Genomic DNA, 14,878 nt, shown 5'->3' on the forward strand with positions numbered 1-14,878 from the left:
GCGGTGTCTTTTCTCACAAACAAACAATCTTTCGATATTGATTTGTTATAGTTACATTGCGGAAAATGTTTGTACAAGCCATTTTGTTTGATTGCATACAAGTTTTTACTCATTGTCTTCACCCTCCACTTCTTCAACAGGTTTCCTAAGTAACCAATATGCTTCGCCTTTATCCATTGCTTTAATTTCTGCTTCTGTAAATTTTGTTTTGTATTTACCGCGTTCTATAGCGTTTCCGAGAAACGAATTATTAGAAGAAAAATTAAGATAACCATTTATATTATCAATAACCCTCACATAATAAAGCGCTTCTTTTTCACCTTTGTAACCGCCCTGCATTTTGAATAACATTTCTAGCGTACTACTAATTTGATTGCTCATTACTTCGTAAAATGCGCTATTTTTATCTTGATATTCCCAGTTGAAAATGTATTGCCAGATTGAAACCCCTATATCACCTTTATTGTCTTCATACCAATCAGCTACACACTGAGGTACTACTAGCTCTGACCCTTCCGCTTTCACCAGATACTTTTGTGGCTTCGTAACTGTCACCGGAAATTCGTCAATCTGCACTTTGCACTTTTGTATGTCGTTATAAACTTCTTCTACTGTCCCAACGCGCTTTTTGCTTCTTAAAATGAGTTCTACTCTGTCTCCTACTTTTAAATTCATGCTTGTTCCTCCTTCATAAAAACTAACCAGTGCGTTTTAGAACGCTTATTACCGAAAAGCGGTTCAAAATCAATTATCTTTAAAATCTTGCTTAGCTTTATTTGGTCTTCGTTCCATTTGAAAATTAATGTGCCATTTGGTTTCAAAACTCGCATACATTCTTCAAAACCCTTACTTATATCATCTCTCCAAGTTAGCAAATCCAACTTCCCATATTTCTTGGCCAACCATGATTTATCGCCTGCTTTGAGCAAATGCGGTGGATCAAAAACTACTAAGTGAAATGTATTAGTATCGAATGGCATACTCCTAAAATCTGCTACTACATCAGGCTTTACGACTAATTTCCTGCCATCGCACAATTCAGTTTCAAGCTCTCTATTGTCCATAAACGTAACGTTTTTATTTGTGCGGTTAAACCAGAACATTCTGCTACCGCAACAAGCATCCAATATTTTCACTTTCTAGCCTCCTTCTGTTCCTCCATAAGCCGTTCAGTAAGTGACAACACATATCTTCTTTCTAACGTTTCACATAAATTCAAACTAGCTCTATACTTAATTTCGTTAAACGTCATGTTTGTAACTGGTTTTGCGTCATCATAAATCGTTAAAGTTTTGTCTTTGAACATAGCAGGATTTCGCAAAATAAACCTATACATTTTTGTAATGTGCTTATAATGTCTAATTACTGCTGGATTCTCACCTTGCTTTGACACGTGCCAATAATATTTCCCCAAGAAATTTCATCCTTTCTAACTTCATAACTCATAATTCTTAATCTCTTCTAGCTTTTCATTCAGTTGTTCGGGTGTTAACTGAAATAATAGGTCTTTTAAAGAACTTTTTCCGTCCTCAAACTTTACCAGTACAAGAGATACAATATTAGAATCAAGATTTTCTATCACTCTCGCTTGATAACCATTTTTAAAACTATAAGCAGTTAGTTTTATACCGTTGTCACCTAGCCTTATTCTTTCTGTGATGTATTCTTTATACTCATTTGCGATTGTTTTCACGCCTGCACCTCGCTCCTAGCCGCTAATTTCGCTTTAATTTCAGCGACTTTCTTTTCTAAGTCTTCGCTTGATTCTGTTGTTGAAGTTTCTTGTTTTGTTTGTTTCTGCTCTTTGTCGAGCCAATCTGGCAATATTTCTTGTTTTACTGGTTTGTTGTAAGCGGGCTTGTTAATTGAAGCTGGCGTTAAATCATATTCATCGTTCCAACGTCTTTGATTAAACCAAGTTCCACCTTGCGCAATATACTTAGGCTCTGTGTTTTTTGCTGCGATATGTTTTTTATACGCCACAATCCCATCTTGAATCTCTTTGTTTGTTACGCCTTCCTTAATTGCTTTTTGATACGCTTTAAAGGCATCGTCTTTTCGTTCCTTACGAGGAAATAAATTCCAAATCTTTGAAAAGTCCTCTTTTAAGTCTGTTGTATTTGTTTTATTATTCTTTTCTTTACTTTCCTTTACTTTCCTTTTCTTGCTATCATTTTCTATGGCATTTGCTATGGGGTGGCTATAACTAGGCTTTGGCTCGGCTACCTCTTCGTTACTGCCCCAACGCTTTTTCGCTCCTCTTTTTCCGGCTTCTGAAAGCTTGCTACTTTTCTTGTCTTTGAGTTCCATTCGCTTTTTAAATCCTTTGGAGTAAAAACACTCACCATTATCAGTGAAGGTAAATAACCCAAAATCTTCCACGATGGATTTTAACTTGCCAGTATCCACACGAAGGTCAAAGGCTAACATATTGTAATCTTTGACACTCATATATTCCGGTTCTTCTCTAAGACGTTCTAAGAGCATAAAATAGATTCCGTAGCCTTCTGCACCATATCTCATTCGCACTGGCAACAACCTATCGCTGTTTCTCGCATTGCTATCGTGCGAGAAGTAATTATTCATAACATCAGCACCCTTTAATCATTTTTTTAATAAGTCTTCTAAATTGATAGCATCTTTTAATTGTTTAGTTGCTCGGCAATACTCACATTCTTCACATCTTATTGCATCAAGTTCTTTATTTTTAACTGCGATAACTCGTGGCATTTTTTCTTCCAAAAAACTATATTCACTATCTAACCAGTTTTGATGGAATTGTATTACCGCTTTATCTGGCGGATTTTGTTTTGTGACTGCTACAATATAAGGTTTATAATCTCCTTCAAATTGACATTCCACCATAGCTTTATAAACAGCCATTTGAAGCACATAATCATATGCTTGGATAAAAGATACCCAACCGTTGTATTTGACCGACCAAAAGCGTTTCTGTAGCTCCTGTGTGGTCTTTAAATCACCTATACGTTTTTTATCATGGTTAAGTACATCTAATTTTGCTTTCCAAGTTGTTCCGAATAAATTTGCAGTAACAATAGCTTCTTTCTCTCCATCCATTGCAATCATCGACAGCGGGTCTTTTTTAATTGTTTCAATCATTAAATCAGCTTGTTCAAACTCTGCCCGTTTCCCTGTTCCTCTTGCTTTATAAATCTTCTTTTCATTCTCAGAAACAAAGTCGTTAAAAGCTTGTTCTGACTCAAATGCCGTATGCGTATAGGAACCAACTAAAAGCGCTGTAGATTCGTTGCGAGACCATTTTTTATGAAGTTCTGCCATTGTCCGTGCTTCGCAATCCATAAAAGATTTGAATTGCGAAACGGACATGTAATCTAAATTAGCTGCTTGACTATAATAGTTTTCCTTGGTCAGTTTCAACGGCTTGTTCTTTGTCATCTGTTTTCACCTCTTCTTTTTCTGGTTCCAATTCTTTTGCAAGTTCAGATTTCGAAGAGTCCGTTTTTGTTGGTAAATCCTTATCGAACCAATCTTCTATTTTTGACATACCGTCCTTTATCGAATTAATTATGTTTTTAGTCTGTACTAAGTCATATTCAGTAAATGAGTCAGTTTTATACCCAAAACGTTTCTCAACTTGGATTTGAGTAACACCGAACTGTTCTTTTAAATAAGTCAACATAGCCCCAACGCGATCTTTAAGCGGTTTTTCTCCGCCACCATTTCTCAATGTTTCATTGCATTGTTGCATTGCGGCTTCTACTATATCTCCGGGAATAACGCTCAATAAGCAAGCTCTCAATCGGCGTGACCCCATATTCGCTACAAGCTCATATATATCTCGTTCGTCAGTAACCATCTGCGTTCCTTTTTTAGTTGTTCGTTTGTGTGGCACGGTGAATATTTTTTCTGTTCTAGTATTTGTTTCAGCATCCCATGCGTAAGCCATTGCTGTAGATTCGTGGTCGTTTCTTTCTAATTCCTTAACACCAAAGCTAATATTTCCCCAATTCTGCGCTAACACTTCTGCTAAACGGATAGAAGGACCAATTACTTTTTGACCACCTCGCGGATATTGATAAATTGCAGTTTCCGCTAATCTAAGTCGTTTACATGCTTCTAAAATTCGGATTTCTGCTTGATATTGATTTCGCGGGAAATTTTGTGCCATAAAAATTTGCCCTTTTACTTCCTCCATTTCACGACTCGCCGTTGCGTGAGCCATAACTCCATTACCTTGCTGTTTAGATAATTCCATTCCTAATTCATTCATACGTTAACCACTCCTTCTGTTCCAACTAACAACTGATATATCTTGATTAAATCGTCAAATTCTTTACTTCCTTCTTTGTTGCTTTGATAGAAGCGAAGATAATTAAACAATTCGGTTGCCGCTTCACTTTCACTAAAATCAAACACTTTTACTTTGATATTTGAATAGGTTGTTAAAAACCACATATATGTTACCTCCATTGATTTTTTAATGGATTCGAGGTATAATTCTGTTAAGGTAATATCTCAAATCCCGGACCTGCGCTGCTACGCGGGTCTTTTTTAATGCCTAAAACCATCGTCCCAAAGATCATCAACAATCATCGGATTCTCAACCACGTTTATCACTTCCTCTCAGCCAGTAGCCTGCGATTACAGACATAAACGACACGAAAATCATTACCATAAATACATCCATTATCTTGTGACCTCCTCATAACCCTTTAGTTTTAATTCTTCGATATAGTCCGTCATGTTGTCGCAACCTGTTTCGTTTAACGGGATTTTCTGCTGAAACGCTGGATTAGCAATCATTTTTGTTCTGCTATTTGTATGAATTTCGCTATCACCGAAGTTTGTTGTCTTTCTGAAAACTCTTTCTGTCATTGTTGTAATCCTCCTAAATTAAAATCAGAATTAAAATCAAATTACATAAGTTGATTAACGCTAATGCCGCCGCTACTATCACTAAGATGCTGAATAAAAGTTGGTTCTTCATATTGCGCGCCTCGGTATAATAATTTCGCGCAAATGCCCATTTACAAGCTCTTTAGTGACTTTGTACTTTTTGTTAAAAGCTTCAGCTCTTTTTTTGCGCTCAACTTCATCAATCTTTTTAAATCGCTCTTTTACAATGTTGTTTATTTCTGTGAAATTAATACCCTTCGACTCGTAACCTTCGTAATTAGCCGATACTAAAACTTCGCTCATTTTCCACAACTCCTTACTAATCCAGATTTTTGATAATATTGATCACGTTTGTTTAAAACTTGTTGTAAATCTATACTGAAAGTTTTTGCAATACTTGTGTTTAGTGTTAAGGCAGTTGCAATCACGTCTGCAATTTCTGCGATAGCTTGTTTAGCTGCTTCTCGTTGCATCTTGTCTTCTTTTTTTAAGGCAAGCGTCATCGTTTCTAAGCCGTTTTTTAACGTGTTTATCGCTTCTATTACTTCTAGTTCAAAGCGACAAGTTAAAGCCGCGTGGTGACTGTCTAAGCCGTTCAGTAAAGGCGGTATCATTTTATTGCTAAATTCATGTGCGAATAAATATGTGCTTTCTGGTTCGTTGTAGCTATCAATTAACTGTTCTGCTTGCTCTAGTGAAACGGTACGTTTTCCTTTTGCTTGATTACTAATTAAAGCAGCTGTTACATAACTATCTATCGCTAGCTCTTTTTGCGAATGAGTTTCTGCTAAAACTCGCATCGCATTTTGTGCATATGTTGATTTTTGAAACATAATATCTCAATCCTTTTTGTTTATTTTTTAGCGATTAATTAACAACTTATTGTTATATACTATTGTTAGTCGCTCCCCGTGACTAAGTTGTCTGCGAGCGCCGTTGTGGTAGCGGCGCTTAACTTATAACTTGATCGTGTTCCTCTAATAATTTGTTTAATAAATATACTTGTCCTTTACCGGTTATCCTTGGTGTATAGGTCGTTATCATTAAGCCGTTTCTATCTGTATGAATATATGTTTTTTGTTCGAACAATTCTAGGTTCATCGCCTTTTGCGACGGTTTATTGTAATAAGCACCTTTACTTAGCAAATAACCGCTTCCTCTCAGCCATTCGAAAAGCCTATTTTGTCCTATATCTAATCCTTTTTGTTTTAGAATAGTAGCTAAATCTTTTACTAAAATTGTGTTCTCACTCGTTTGTACGGCTTCCGCAAAAACTACTTTCGGCTTTTGTTCCTCAATTTGTTTTAATGCATCTTGTTTCTCCTGTTGTTCCTCAATCCATTTTTTTGCCCGGGCGACTGGGTCATCTATCATATATGAAAATGTTAGATGCTCAGTTGCTAATTTCCTCGCTTGTTTTTCTACTTCAATGAAGTATTTTCTAATTGCTCGACCTTGTTCTGTATTCTCTACCATTGCCAATTCTTTTCCAGAATCAAGAGTAAAGATATAATCTATTGATGTAGTACCTCCGATTGCTCGTTTCTCATTTTTGAGAAGTGAGAAAAAGTCTTCATTTTCTACAAACCCATATTGACGAATTCGTCTTTTAATCCAATCAGCGAATTTCGTTGTAGTCATTAGTTTTTCATGCAAGGTTCTAGCGTTTACAAATTTTTCACCTTTTTCATTTTCAAAGACTGGTAATATATCATTTGCAATTACTTGTAAATTTGACATTTTACATACCTCCTATTCCAACCCCTTATCAGATACATTTTGTATCACTAATATCCAAAAAAATATCTGGAAAAATTTCTTCCATATTAGAATCTAAAGCTTTTGAAATTTTTACTGCCGTATTTATACTTGGGTCCCTCTCTCCATTTTCAAGCTTCCTAATTGAAATTTCCGCTAATCCAACAGCAATTCCTAGCTCTCTTTGAGTTAAACCGGCTGTATTTCTTTTTTCTTTAAAAGACAATCTCACTTTTAATCACCTCTTTTCGATACATTTTGTATCTGATACATATAATATACATGATACTTTTTGTATCGTCAAGCCTTTTAGATACATTTTGTATATTTTTATTAAAAAAGATACCTTTAGTATCTAATTCGTGTTAATATTTTTTTTAAAGGCGGTGCGAAAAATGTTTGGCAACAGACTTAAACAATTAAGAAAGAATAATAATAAAACACAAGAAGATATTTCAAAAATATTAGGAATTTCCAGAGGAGCTTACTCGCACATTGAAAATGGTAGAAATGAGCCAGACATGGAAACAATAGTTAAATTGGCAAATATTTTTGGAGTGTCAACAGATTATTTGCTTGGTAGGAGTAATAATAGTTTTATAGACACAATCGCAGCTCACATTGATTCAAACGCAACAGAAGATGATATAAAAGAAATACTCGCTTATATAGAAGAAAAAAGAAAAGAACATGTAAATGAAGAGGAAATAAATATCACTGAAGTGGCTTCAAAAGAAGATAAAGAGGTAAATGAATTTGTTGACGAAAATGAGGATTTTAAAGCAGTTGCAGCTCGAGTAATGAATGACGCAGAAGCAGTCAAAGCTGTTAAGTCATTCATTGAATATTATGAGAAACAAAAAAAGGAATAGATTAATAATCTATTTACTATTGAGCCACTTGACTTGTAATTTATTTACTCGTTATTACTATTGATTATTAACTTTCTGTGAAAACGTGATATTTCTTAAAAAAATTATGTATAATATAAGTGCAACGTTGCAATAAAAAACAACGGGGTATAAATACATGAAAAATTTAGATGAACTGAACTTACAACATGATATAGTGATACTAGAACACGAATTTACTTCTTGTTCATTCACTTTAAAAAAAGAAATTTTCATAGTTATTGATAGTAGACTAAGTCGAAGCGAGAAATTGGAAGACATCGCAAGACTTTTGAATAAAATATAACTATGTAACCAGTTCGCGGCCGCGGGTTGGTACATACAAAAGGGAGTTTGCAATGTGAAAAAAGGGATGATTTTTTTAACGGGGTTGTTATTAGCTTTTAGTATTTTTTTAGAAGGTTGTGGAAATGAAAAAAACGATATACAAGTAACGGATACTAATGATAAATCAAATTTCAAAGAGTCTAAGAAAGAAAAGTTCACTCCTAAAAATTTTGAAAGCTATTACGAGACGACAGGCTATTTGTATATTAATATTATTAATTCGATGACGGATGAAGATTTGCAAAGAGTAAATGAATTGAACAATAAGTTAGCACAACAATTAGATGAGATAGAATCATCAATGAACAATAAGAGTATTGATAGTTCATTTAAAGTTGACTTAAATAATTATTTAAATAATCTTACTGACTTCAAACAAAACATAGAAAACTCTAATTACGATTCTGTTTCTGATATTAGCTATAGAATCGGAGCTAGTGTAAAAGCCTTAGCGGATAACCACTATGACGAGAATCTTCCAGCTGCTGTAACTACCTTTATTGAAGAAAGCGAAAAAGACCAAACTAAAAAAGAATATAGCGTTGGAGACAAACAAACACTTGGTGGTATTACAGTTACACTCGTGTCTGCCGTTAAAACTTCTGAAAGAAACCAATTTGATGAAACTAAACCCAAAAATGTAATTAAGGTAAGTTATAAGGTTGAAAACAATTCAGGAAATGAATACTATGTTAATTCTGATATCGATGTATATGACTCTAACAGCACTATGGGCACAAGATATCCACTTGATAACACCACCGGAAAAATATTAAATGGAAAAAATATGAATGCAGAATATTATGCTGGAGTTGACGAAGGCGGAAACATTGAAATTGTTTTCAATTTATTTTCAGATGCTAGTTTAACTTTTTATGCAAAAATTTAAAAGAAAGCCATAAGGCTTTTCTTTTTACCCAGAAAAAGAACGTATGTGCGAAAGGAGAACGGAAATGAAGGCAGCTATTTATATACGTGTATCTACTCAAGAACAAGTAGAAAATTATTCAATACAGGCACAGACTGAAAAGCTAACAGCCTTGTGTCGCTCGAAGGACTGGGACGTATACGATATTTTTATTGACGGCGGATACAGCGGTTCAAACATGAATCGCCCTGCATTAAATGAAATGCTAAGTAAATTACATGAAATTGATGCTGTAGTCGTATATCGATTAGACAGACTATCCCGCTCGCAAAGAGATACGATAACGCTTATTGAAGAATACTTCTTAAAAAACAATGTAGAATTTGTTAGTTTGTCTGAAACTCTTGACACCTCTAGTCCATTTGGACGCGCGATGATTGGTATATTGTCCGTGTTCGCTCAATTAGAGCGCGAAACAATCCGAGATCGTATGGTAATGGGTAAAATTAAGCGTATTGAAGCAGGTCTTCCGTTAACAACTGCGAAGGGTAGAACGTTCGGCTATGATGTTATAGATACAAAATTATACATTAATGAAGAAGAAGCAAAACAGCTACGATTGATTTATGATATTTTCGAAGAAGAACAAAGTATTACTTTTTTACAGAAAAGACTAAAAAAATTAGGCTTTAAAGTTAGAACATATAATCGCTATAACAACTGGCTAACAAACGATCTATATTGCGGTTATGTTTCATATAAAGATAAAGTTCATGTAAAAGGTATTCATGAACCTATCATCAGTGAAGAGCAATTCTATAGAGTTCAAGAAATATTTACTCGTATTGGTAAAAATCGGAACATGAATAGAGATTCAGCATCGTTGCTAAATAATTTGGTAGTGTGTGGAAAATGTGGTTTGGGTTTTGTTCATCGGAGAAAAGATACTGTTTCCCGCGGAAAAAAATATCATTATAGATATTATAGTTGCAAGACTTATAAACATACTCACGAACTCGAAAAATGCGGGAATAAAATTTGGAGAGCTGACAAACTAGAAGAACTAATTATTGAACGCGTGAATAACTATAGTTTCGCTTCCAGAAATGTAGATAAAGAAGATGAATTAGATTACTTAAATGAAAAACTTAAAATAGAACATGCAAAGAAAAAACGATTATTTGATTTATATATAAATGGCTCGTATGAAGTTTCAGAGCTTGATTCTATGATGAATGATATTGATGCTCAAATTAATTACTATGAGGCTCAAATAGAAGCAAACGAGGAATTGAAGAAAAATAAAAAGATTCAAGAAAACTTAGCTGATTTAGCAACAGTTAATTTTGACTCTTTAGAGTTCAGAGAAAAGCAACTTTATTTAAAATCACTAATTAATAAAATTTATATTGACGATGAACAAGTTACTATCGAATGGCTCTAGTAGCTTGTTTATTCAAATTGTTTTGCATCTCATTTCCTCTCACTGGACGTAAGGAGGGAACAAAGCATCTAATAGGTGTTACTCATAAGCCACCTATCATTATTGATCCGGTTACTTCTACCTATGTATTCCCAACTGTCGCACCAAGTTCAACAGACTGTATTTGGATTTTCCCACAACATATCAAGGATTATCATTCAATTGGATATAACCATACGTTGATAAAATTTTCTAATTTACAGACTTTTGAAATTGATATGTCATTGGCCTCTTTTAATAATCAAATTGCTAGGACCTCCATGCTACATATGAAGTTCTCACAAAAAATGCGAACAATGGAGAGCAATTTCCCTTCAATGAATATGTTTTTTCCACCAGCTACACTCGCTGCTGAATCTAGACGATTTTATAACACTATGCTTTCTGAAAAAGACGATCCAAAAGATCCTGAACAATAAAATTAAAAACCAGATATACTCATCGTATATCTGGTTTACTTCTTAAATTATTTTTTATTCTCAATCGCATCTGCAATTCGTTTTAACATCAATAATTCTTCTTCTGAATATGTATAAGGCAATTCCAAATACCATTTCTCAAGCTCAGGATTTCCAATTAAAGGAAAAGCATTTACTGAATTTTTTTCTCGTAAACCTGCTACATCATCTAGTAAAAAGTCTGTTGTAGTACCCAAAATTTCTGCTAATTTAGCCAAAATAAAGATTGGCGGTCGGTGGTTATCATTTTCATATTTGCTGATAGTTGATGCAGTAGTTCCAATTTTCGCCGCTAATTGTTTTTGAGTAAGTCTATTTTTCTTTCGTAAATGAATTAATTTTTCTCCAAATTCCAATACGCCCACCTCTCTTCCTTTCCATTATAACAACTTTTAAGGAAGAATTCGAGAAATCACATAAAAAGGAACCGTCTTTTTAAATTTAAAAGACGATTCCTGTCTATTATACTGTTGGCTTTTTGCGTAAGATCCCAATTAATGCTGCACTTATTATAGTTCCAATCACAATGGAGATAAGATAGAACCACGGTTGAGATACTAAGAAGATAACAAATACTCCTCCGTGTGGTGCTAATACTTTAATATTTAAAAACATTACAATTGCCCCAGTTATTGCACTTCCTGCGATAAAACTTGGAATCATTCGAAGTGGATCTGCTGCTGCAAATGGGATAGCTCCTTCTGTAATGAAAGAAGCACCTAAAATAGAATTGGTTAGTCCAGCATCACGTTCTTGTGCTGTAAATTTGTTTCTGAAAATAAGAGTTGCTACGAATGTTGCTAGCGGTGGTACCATACCAGCAGCCATGGTAGCCGCCATAATCGCGCTACCACCTGTTGCAACACTTGCTGCAAGCGTTCCAGTTGCAAAAATGTAGGCTGCTTTGTTAATTGGTCCACCTAAATCTGCAGCCATCATTGCTCCTAAGAGTAATCCTAGAATAACCGCGTTGGTTCCACTTAAACTATTTAAGAAGTCATTTAACCAAGTATTTAATGCACTCATTGGCACATTTAATAGTAGCATTAATAGTCCAACAATTAGGACAGATAGAACTGGATAAAATAGGACTACTTTAATTCCATCTAACGTTTTTGGTAATTTTTTGAGCATAACTTTAATTAACTCAACTGCATAACCCGCAAGAAAACCACCTACTAACGCGCCAAGAAAACCTGCTCCACCTACAGACGCAACTCCACCTGCTACAAAACCAGCTACAAGTCCTGGTCTGTCCGATATACTGTAAGCAATATAACCCGCGAATACTGGAAGCATAAATCCGAATGCAACATCGCCAATTTGTTTCAATAATGCTGGTATTTCATTATATGATCCTAATTTTGCAAGTTGATCTTGTGGCACACCAAGTATTTGATCCAGCATAAATGCAATAGCAATTGCAATCCCACCACCAATTACAAATGGTAACATATGGGAAACGCCGCTCATTAAATGTTTATAAATTTGTTGGCCAATGGAAAGGCCATCTGTACTTTCTGTCGCCTCACTCCCTGATTCAGCTTTATAAACAGGTGCATTCCCTGAGATAGCTTCTTTTATAAGCTCTTCTGGTTTATGAATTCCTGCTGCAACTGGTTTCGCAATTAAATGTTTCCCATCAAAACGAGGCATGTCTACTTGTACATCAGCTGCGATGATAACTCCATCAGCTTCAGCAATTTCTTTATCAGTTAACCGGTTTTCTACTCCTCTTGAACCATTTGTTTCTACTTTAATTCGAACACCTAATTTATTTGCTGTTTCTTGCAACTTTTCTGCAGCCATATAGGTATGAGCAATACCAGTTGGACAAGCAGTAACCGCGACAACTGTTTTGCCAGTATCGTTAGAAGGTGTAGGAGCAACAACTGTTTCTTCTGTATCTCCTTGCTCTTCGTTAAATAGCTTGATTACTTCGTCTGGTGTTTTTGCATCTTTTAATGATTGAACAAATGCTGGATGAACTAATAATCTTGAAAGTGCTGCTAGTGTTTCTAAATGAGTTGCATTTGCACCATCTGGAGCTGCAATCATAAAGAATAAATGAGCAGGTTGACCATCTAAAGAGTTATAATCTAAGCCTTCTTCACTTTTCGCAAAAACTACAGTTGGTTCATTAACTGCTTTTGTTTTCGCATGTGGCATTGCAATTCCTTCACCAACTCCAGTAGAGCTTTGGGCTTCACGATTCATTATCGCTTCTTTAAAAAGTACCTCGTCATTAATTTTTCCATTACTTTTAAGTGAAGCAATCATTTCATCAATGGCAGCTTCTTTTGTTGTAGCTTGTAATGACATAATCATAACGTCTTTGCTGAGTAAGTCTGTAATTCTCATTTTAGTGCCTCCCTGTTATTTTAGTTATCTTCACTTGTGGTAATAATTCATTAATTAAATCTTTTTCTGCTAGATCTGTTGAAAATGCTGTTGCGCCCCCAGTTGCAACGCCTGCAGCAAATGATTTAACTGGATCGTTAGTTTTATCGAAAGTTCCAACGAATCCGGCAATCATTGAGTCACCAGCTCCAACTGAATTTTTCAATTCTCCCTTTAAAGCATCAGCGAAATAAACATCTTCTCCTGTAAAAAGTAGAGCGCCGTCGCCAGCCATGGATACGATTACATGTTGTGCGCCTAGTTCTAGGCATCTTTTTCCATATGGAATGAGATCTTCTACGCTATCTAACTTAACACCAAATAATTCTGCCAGTTCGTGATGATTTGGTTTAATAAGGATTGGACGATTTGGTAATGCATCTAGCAGTTCTTGTCCAGTCGTATCAATCATGAAGTTAGCTTGTTTTTCTTTACAGATTCGGATTATTTTATTGTAGAAATCATTTCCTAATGAAGGTGGTACACTTCCAGATAAAATAACAATGTCGCCCGCAGTTACCTTGTCCATCAATTTTAAAAATGCTTGAATTTCATTTTCAGCAATTGTAGGACCTAAACCATTAATTTCTGTTTCTTCTCCATGCTTTAGTTTGATATTAATACGAGTGTCATCTTTTACTGTCACAAAACCAGTTTTTATGCCTTCATTTTGAAGCCAGTCTTTGATAAATCCACCAGTAAATCCGCCTAAAAACCCTGTAGCAAGGCTCGGTACATTCAATTGATTTAGAACTCTACTGACGTTGATACCTTTGCCCCCAGGTAATTTAAAATCTTGTTTCATGCGATTAAGTTCGCCAAGTTTTAATTGATCGATTTGCACAATATAATCAATTGAAGGGTTTAAAGTAATTGTATAAATCATTTTTCTACCTCGATTATTTTAGTTTTTTGGATAAAGGATTCTTTTACTTCTGAAGGAATATAGTCTGTTACAATAGTAGCTTCATCTATTGAAAACATTTTTGAAAAATTAACTTCATTGAATTTCGTATGGTCTGCTACAATAAAAACGCGATCAGCACAGTCTTTTGCAGCACGTTTCACAAATGCTTCTTCCATATCTGGTGTCGTATAGCCATGCTCCGGATGCATAGCATTAGTCCCAATAAAAGCTTTGTCAAAATGATAATTTTTAATATTATCCAAGGCAACTGCGCCAATAATTGCTTTTGTATGCACTTTCATTTTGCCACCTAAAAGATACGCATCAATATTTTGACGAACTAGTTCTTCAATATGGGTTAGTCCATTTGTAACTACAGTAATATTTCGATTTGCTAAGTGAGTAATTAATTCTAGTGTTGTGGAGCCTGCATCTAAATAGATACAATCATTTTCTTCCACCAAACTAGCACAATATGCTGCGATTTCTTTTTTACTTTGAATGTTTTTGAATGATTTTTCATTCATGCTTGGTTCTTGATTATGAGAAATAACAAGTTTTGCTCCGCCGTGTACACGTTCGATTAATCCTTGTTCCTCTAATTCGATTAAATCACGACGAATAGTTGACTCCGAGGTATCTAGCCCTTCAACTAATTCTTGTAATTTAATAACACCAAGCTTTTCAATACTCTCCATAATAAGTTGTTTTCGCTCTGCATTTAACATTCTTACTCCTCCATCCAAAGTTAGTTTATCATCTTTTTCTTTCAAAATCAACCGTTTTCATCCAAAAACATTCATTTATAATCAATTTCATTCATATTATATCATGTGATTCGCCAAAAACCTTCATAATAGTTCAGATAGTTGTTTTCTTATGCACTTT

Annotated in this window: 21 protein-coding genes and 2 pseudogenes; 5 read left to right on the forward strand and 18 right to left on the reverse strand. The window is 34.9% G+C overall.

The annotated features are described in order from the left end of the window. Positions 1 to 105: 105 nt before the first annotated feature. The 14 genes and pseudogenes from HCB38_RS14480 to HCB38_RS14545 all read right to left on the reverse strand — a co-directional run bounded on the left by HCB38_RS14480 (position 106) and on the right by HCB38_RS14545 (position 6,868). Positions 106 to 675: a DUF1642 domain-containing protein gene (locus HCB38_RS14480; protein WP_185638884.1), complete on the reverse strand. Its 570-nt coding sequence runs from the start codon at positions 673 to 675 to the stop codon at positions 106 to 108. Further along, positions 672 to 1,136, reverse strand: a complete 465-nt coding sequence (locus HCB38_RS14485; RefSeq protein WP_185638886.1) for a class I SAM-dependent methyltransferase — start codon at positions 1,134 to 1,136, stop codon at positions 672 to 674. The genes HCB38_RS14480 and HCB38_RS14485 overlap by 4 nt, the downstream gene beginning before the upstream one ends. Continuing rightward, positions 1,133 to 1,414, reverse strand: coding sequence for a hypothetical protein (locus tag HCB38_RS14490; RefSeq protein ID WP_185638888.1), 282 nt, complete (start codon positions 1,412 to 1,414; stop codon positions 1,133 to 1,135). Before HCB38_RS14490 ends, HCB38_RS14485 begins: the two co-directional genes overlap by 4 nt. A 21-nt stretch (positions 1,415 to 1,435) precedes the next feature. Then, positions 1,436 to 1,693: a hypothetical protein gene (locus HCB38_RS14495; RefSeq protein WP_185638890.1), complete on the reverse strand. Its 258-nt coding sequence runs from the start codon at positions 1,691 to 1,693 to the stop codon at positions 1,436 to 1,438. Then, positions 1,690 to 1,863 (reverse strand): annotated as a pseudogene (locus HCB38_RS15205) (phage replisome organizer N-terminal domain-containing protein); the annotation flags it as partial. The gene HCB38_RS14495 and the pseudogene HCB38_RS15205, both read right to left, overlap by 4 nt. Before the next feature lie 51 nt (positions 1,864 to 1,914). Further along, positions 1,915 to 2,586, reverse strand: a pseudogene (locus tag HCB38_RS15215) (Lin1244/Lin1753 domain-containing protein); the annotation flags it as partial. Positions 2,587 to 2,604: 18 nt separating this feature from the next. Then, positions 2,605 to 3,417: a PD-(D/E)XK nuclease-like domain-containing protein gene (locus HCB38_RS14510; RefSeq protein WP_185638892.1), complete on the reverse strand. Its 813-nt coding sequence runs from the start codon at positions 3,415 to 3,417 to the stop codon at positions 2,605 to 2,607. Beyond that, the gene (locus tag HCB38_RS14515) at positions 3,371 to 4,252 is read right to left on the reverse strand and encodes a hypothetical protein (RefSeq protein ID WP_109422737.1); all 882 of its coding nucleotides are present in this window, start codon (positions 4,250 to 4,252) and stop codon (positions 3,371 to 3,373) included. Before HCB38_RS14515 ends, HCB38_RS14510 begins: the two co-directional genes overlap by 47 nt. Then, positions 4,249 to 4,437, reverse strand: a complete 189-nt coding sequence (locus tag HCB38_RS14520) for a hypothetical protein (protein ID WP_233459027.1) — start codon at positions 4,435 to 4,437, stop codon at positions 4,249 to 4,251. Before HCB38_RS14520 ends, HCB38_RS14515 begins: the two co-directional genes overlap by 4 nt. A 231-nt stretch (positions 4,438 to 4,668) precedes the next feature. After that, positions 4,669 to 4,857 (reverse strand): gp45 family putative tail fiber system protein, encoded by a 189-nt coding sequence (locus tag HCB38_RS14525; protein WP_003734954.1) that lies wholly within the window; start codon positions 4,855 to 4,857, stop codon positions 4,669 to 4,671. Between the two features lie 108 nt (positions 4,858 to 4,965). Then, a complete protein-coding gene (locus HCB38_RS14530; protein WP_185638894.1) occupies positions 4,966 to 5,181 on the reverse strand; it encodes a hypothetical protein in 216 nt (71 codons plus the stop codon). Beyond that, positions 5,178 to 5,711 (reverse strand): hypothetical protein, encoded by a 534-nt coding sequence (locus tag HCB38_RS14535; RefSeq protein ID WP_185638896.1) that lies wholly within the window; start codon positions 5,709 to 5,711, stop codon positions 5,178 to 5,180. The genes HCB38_RS14530 and HCB38_RS14535 overlap by 4 nt, the downstream gene beginning before the upstream one ends. Positions 5,712 to 5,829: 118 nt before the next feature. Next, positions 5,830 to 6,618, reverse strand: a complete 789-nt coding sequence (locus tag HCB38_RS14540; protein WP_185638898.1) for a phage antirepressor KilAC domain-containing protein — start codon at positions 6,616 to 6,618, stop codon at positions 5,830 to 5,832. 28 nt (positions 6,619 to 6,646) lie between these two features. Next, positions 6,647 to 6,868 (reverse strand): helix-turn-helix transcriptional regulator, encoded by a 222-nt coding sequence (locus HCB38_RS14545; protein ID WP_185638901.1) that lies wholly within the window; start codon positions 6,866 to 6,868, stop codon positions 6,647 to 6,649. Positions 6,869 to 7,031: 163 nt separating this feature from the next. Between HCB38_RS14545 and HCB38_RS14550 the strand changes: the two genes are divergently transcribed. The 5 genes from HCB38_RS14550 to HCB38_RS14570 all read left to right on the forward strand — a co-directional run bounded on the left by HCB38_RS14550 (position 7,032) and on the right by HCB38_RS14570 (position 10,644). Next, positions 7,032 to 7,508, forward strand: a complete 477-nt coding sequence (locus tag HCB38_RS14550; protein ID WP_185638903.1) for a helix-turn-helix domain-containing protein — start codon at positions 7,032 to 7,034, stop codon at positions 7,506 to 7,508. A gap of 157 nt (positions 7,509 to 7,665) precedes the next feature. Continuing rightward, on the forward strand, positions 7,666 to 7,833 hold the full coding sequence (locus HCB38_RS14555; protein ID WP_185638905.1) for a hypothetical protein: 168 nt from the start codon (positions 7,666 to 7,668) through the stop codon (positions 7,831 to 7,833). 66 nt (positions 7,834 to 7,899) lie between these two features. Further along, positions 7,900 to 8,763 carry a hypothetical protein gene (locus HCB38_RS14560; RefSeq protein WP_221772830.1) on the forward strand — a complete coding sequence of 288 codons (864 nt, stop codon included), beginning with the start codon at positions 7,900 to 7,902 and terminating at the stop codon, positions 8,761 to 8,763. Between the two features lie 64 nt (positions 8,764 to 8,827). Further along, positions 8,828 to 10,186, forward strand: a complete 1,359-nt coding sequence (locus tag HCB38_RS14565) for a recombinase family protein (protein ID WP_185638909.1) — start codon at positions 8,828 to 8,830, stop codon at positions 10,184 to 10,186. Continuing rightward, entirely contained in the window at positions 10,177 to 10,644 is a 468-nt protein-coding gene (locus HCB38_RS14570) for a competence protein ComK (protein ID WP_185638911.1), read from the forward strand. Before HCB38_RS14565 ends, HCB38_RS14570 begins: the two co-directional genes overlap by 10 nt. Positions 10,645 to 10,691: 47 nt before the next feature. Here HCB38_RS14570 and HCB38_RS14575 read toward each other — a convergent pair whose 3' ends face one another. From HCB38_RS14575 to HCB38_RS14590, 4 genes are all read right to left on the reverse strand, one after another. Next, entirely contained in the window at positions 10,692 to 11,039 is a 348-nt protein-coding gene (locus HCB38_RS14575) for a helix-turn-helix domain-containing protein (RefSeq protein ID WP_003749261.1), read from the reverse strand. 106 nt (positions 11,040 to 11,145) lie between these two features. Further along, positions 11,146 to 13,044 carry a PTS fructose transporter subunit IIABC gene (locus HCB38_RS14580; protein ID WP_185638913.1) on the reverse strand — a complete coding sequence of 633 codons (1,899 nt, stop codon included), beginning with the start codon at positions 13,042 to 13,044 and terminating at the stop codon, positions 11,146 to 11,148. 1 nt (position 13,045) lies between these two features. Next, complete coding sequence (pfkB, locus tag HCB38_RS14585; protein ID WP_185319416.1) at positions 13,046 to 13,969, reverse strand: 1-phosphofructokinase; 924 nt, start codon at positions 13,967 to 13,969, stop codon at positions 13,046 to 13,048. Next, a complete protein-coding gene (locus HCB38_RS14590) occupies positions 13,966 to 14,718 on the reverse strand; it encodes a DeoR/GlpR family DNA-binding transcription regulator (RefSeq protein ID WP_185319417.1) in 753 nt (250 codons plus the stop codon). The genes pfkB and HCB38_RS14590 overlap by 4 nt, the downstream gene beginning before the upstream one ends. Between the last annotated feature and the right edge of the window lie 160 nt (positions 14,719 to 14,878).

Source organism: Listeria farberi, from assembly GCF_014229295.1.
Taxonomy (GTDB): domain Bacteria; phylum Bacillota; class Bacilli; order Lactobacillales; family Listeriaceae; genus Listeria; species Listeria farberi.

Coding starts and splice junctions, on each gene's coding strand:
- HCB38_RS14515 (WP_109422737.1), bottom strand. CDS start 4,252: ATGAATGAATTAGGAATGGAATTATCTAAACAGCAAGGTAATGGAGTT.
- HCB38_RS14590 (WP_185319417.1), bottom strand. CDS start 14,718: ATGTTAAATGCAGAGCGAAAACAACTTATTATGGAGAGTATTGAAAAG.
- HCB38_RS14510 (WP_185638892.1), bottom strand. CDS start 3,417: ATGACAAAGAACAAGCCGTTGAAACTGACCAAGGAAAACTATTATAGT.
- HCB38_RS14550 (WP_185638903.1), top strand. CDS start 7,032: ATGTTTGGCAACAGACTTAAACAATTAAGAAAGAATAATAATAAAACA.
- HCB38_RS14565 (WP_185638909.1), top strand. CDS start 8,828: ATGAAGGCAGCTATTTATATACGTGTATCTACTCAAGAACAAGTAGAA.
- HCB38_RS14520 (WP_233459027.1), bottom strand. CDS start 4,437: ATGTGGTTTTTAACAACCTATTCAAATATCAAAGTAAAAGTGTTTGAT.
- HCB38_RS14560 (WP_221772830.1), top strand. CDS start 7,900: ATGATTTTTTTAACGGGGTTGTTATTAGCTTTTAGTATTTTTTTAGAA.
- HCB38_RS14530 (WP_185638894.1), bottom strand. CDS start 5,181: ATGAGCGAAGTTTTAGTATCGGCTAATTACGAAGGTTACGAGTCGAAG.
- pfkB (WP_185319416.1), bottom strand. CDS start 13,969: ATGATTTATACAATTACTTTAAACCCTTCAATTGATTATATTGTGCAA.
- HCB38_RS14480 (WP_185638884.1), bottom strand. CDS start 675: ATGAATTTAAAAGTAGGAGACAGAGTAGAACTCATTTTAAGAAGCAAA.
- HCB38_RS14540 (WP_185638898.1), bottom strand. CDS start 6,618: ATGTCAAATTTACAAGTAATTGCAAATGATATATTACCAGTCTTTGAA.
- HCB38_RS14525 (WP_003734954.1), bottom strand. CDS start 4,857: ATGACAGAAAGAGTTTTCAGAAAGACAACAAACTTCGGTGATAGCGAA.
- HCB38_RS14580 (WP_185638913.1), bottom strand. CDS start 13,044: ATGAGAATTACAGACTTACTCAGCAAAGACGTTATGATTATGTCATTA.
- HCB38_RS14555 (WP_185638905.1), top strand. CDS start 7,666: ATGAAAAATTTAGATGAACTGAACTTACAACATGATATAGTGATACTA.
- HCB38_RS14570 (WP_185638911.1), top strand. CDS start 10,177: ATGGCTCTAGTAGCTTGTTTATTCAAATTGTTTTGCATCTCATTTCCT.
- HCB38_RS14535 (WP_185638896.1), bottom strand. CDS start 5,711: ATGTTTCAAAAATCAACATATGCACAAAATGCGATGCGAGTTTTAGCA.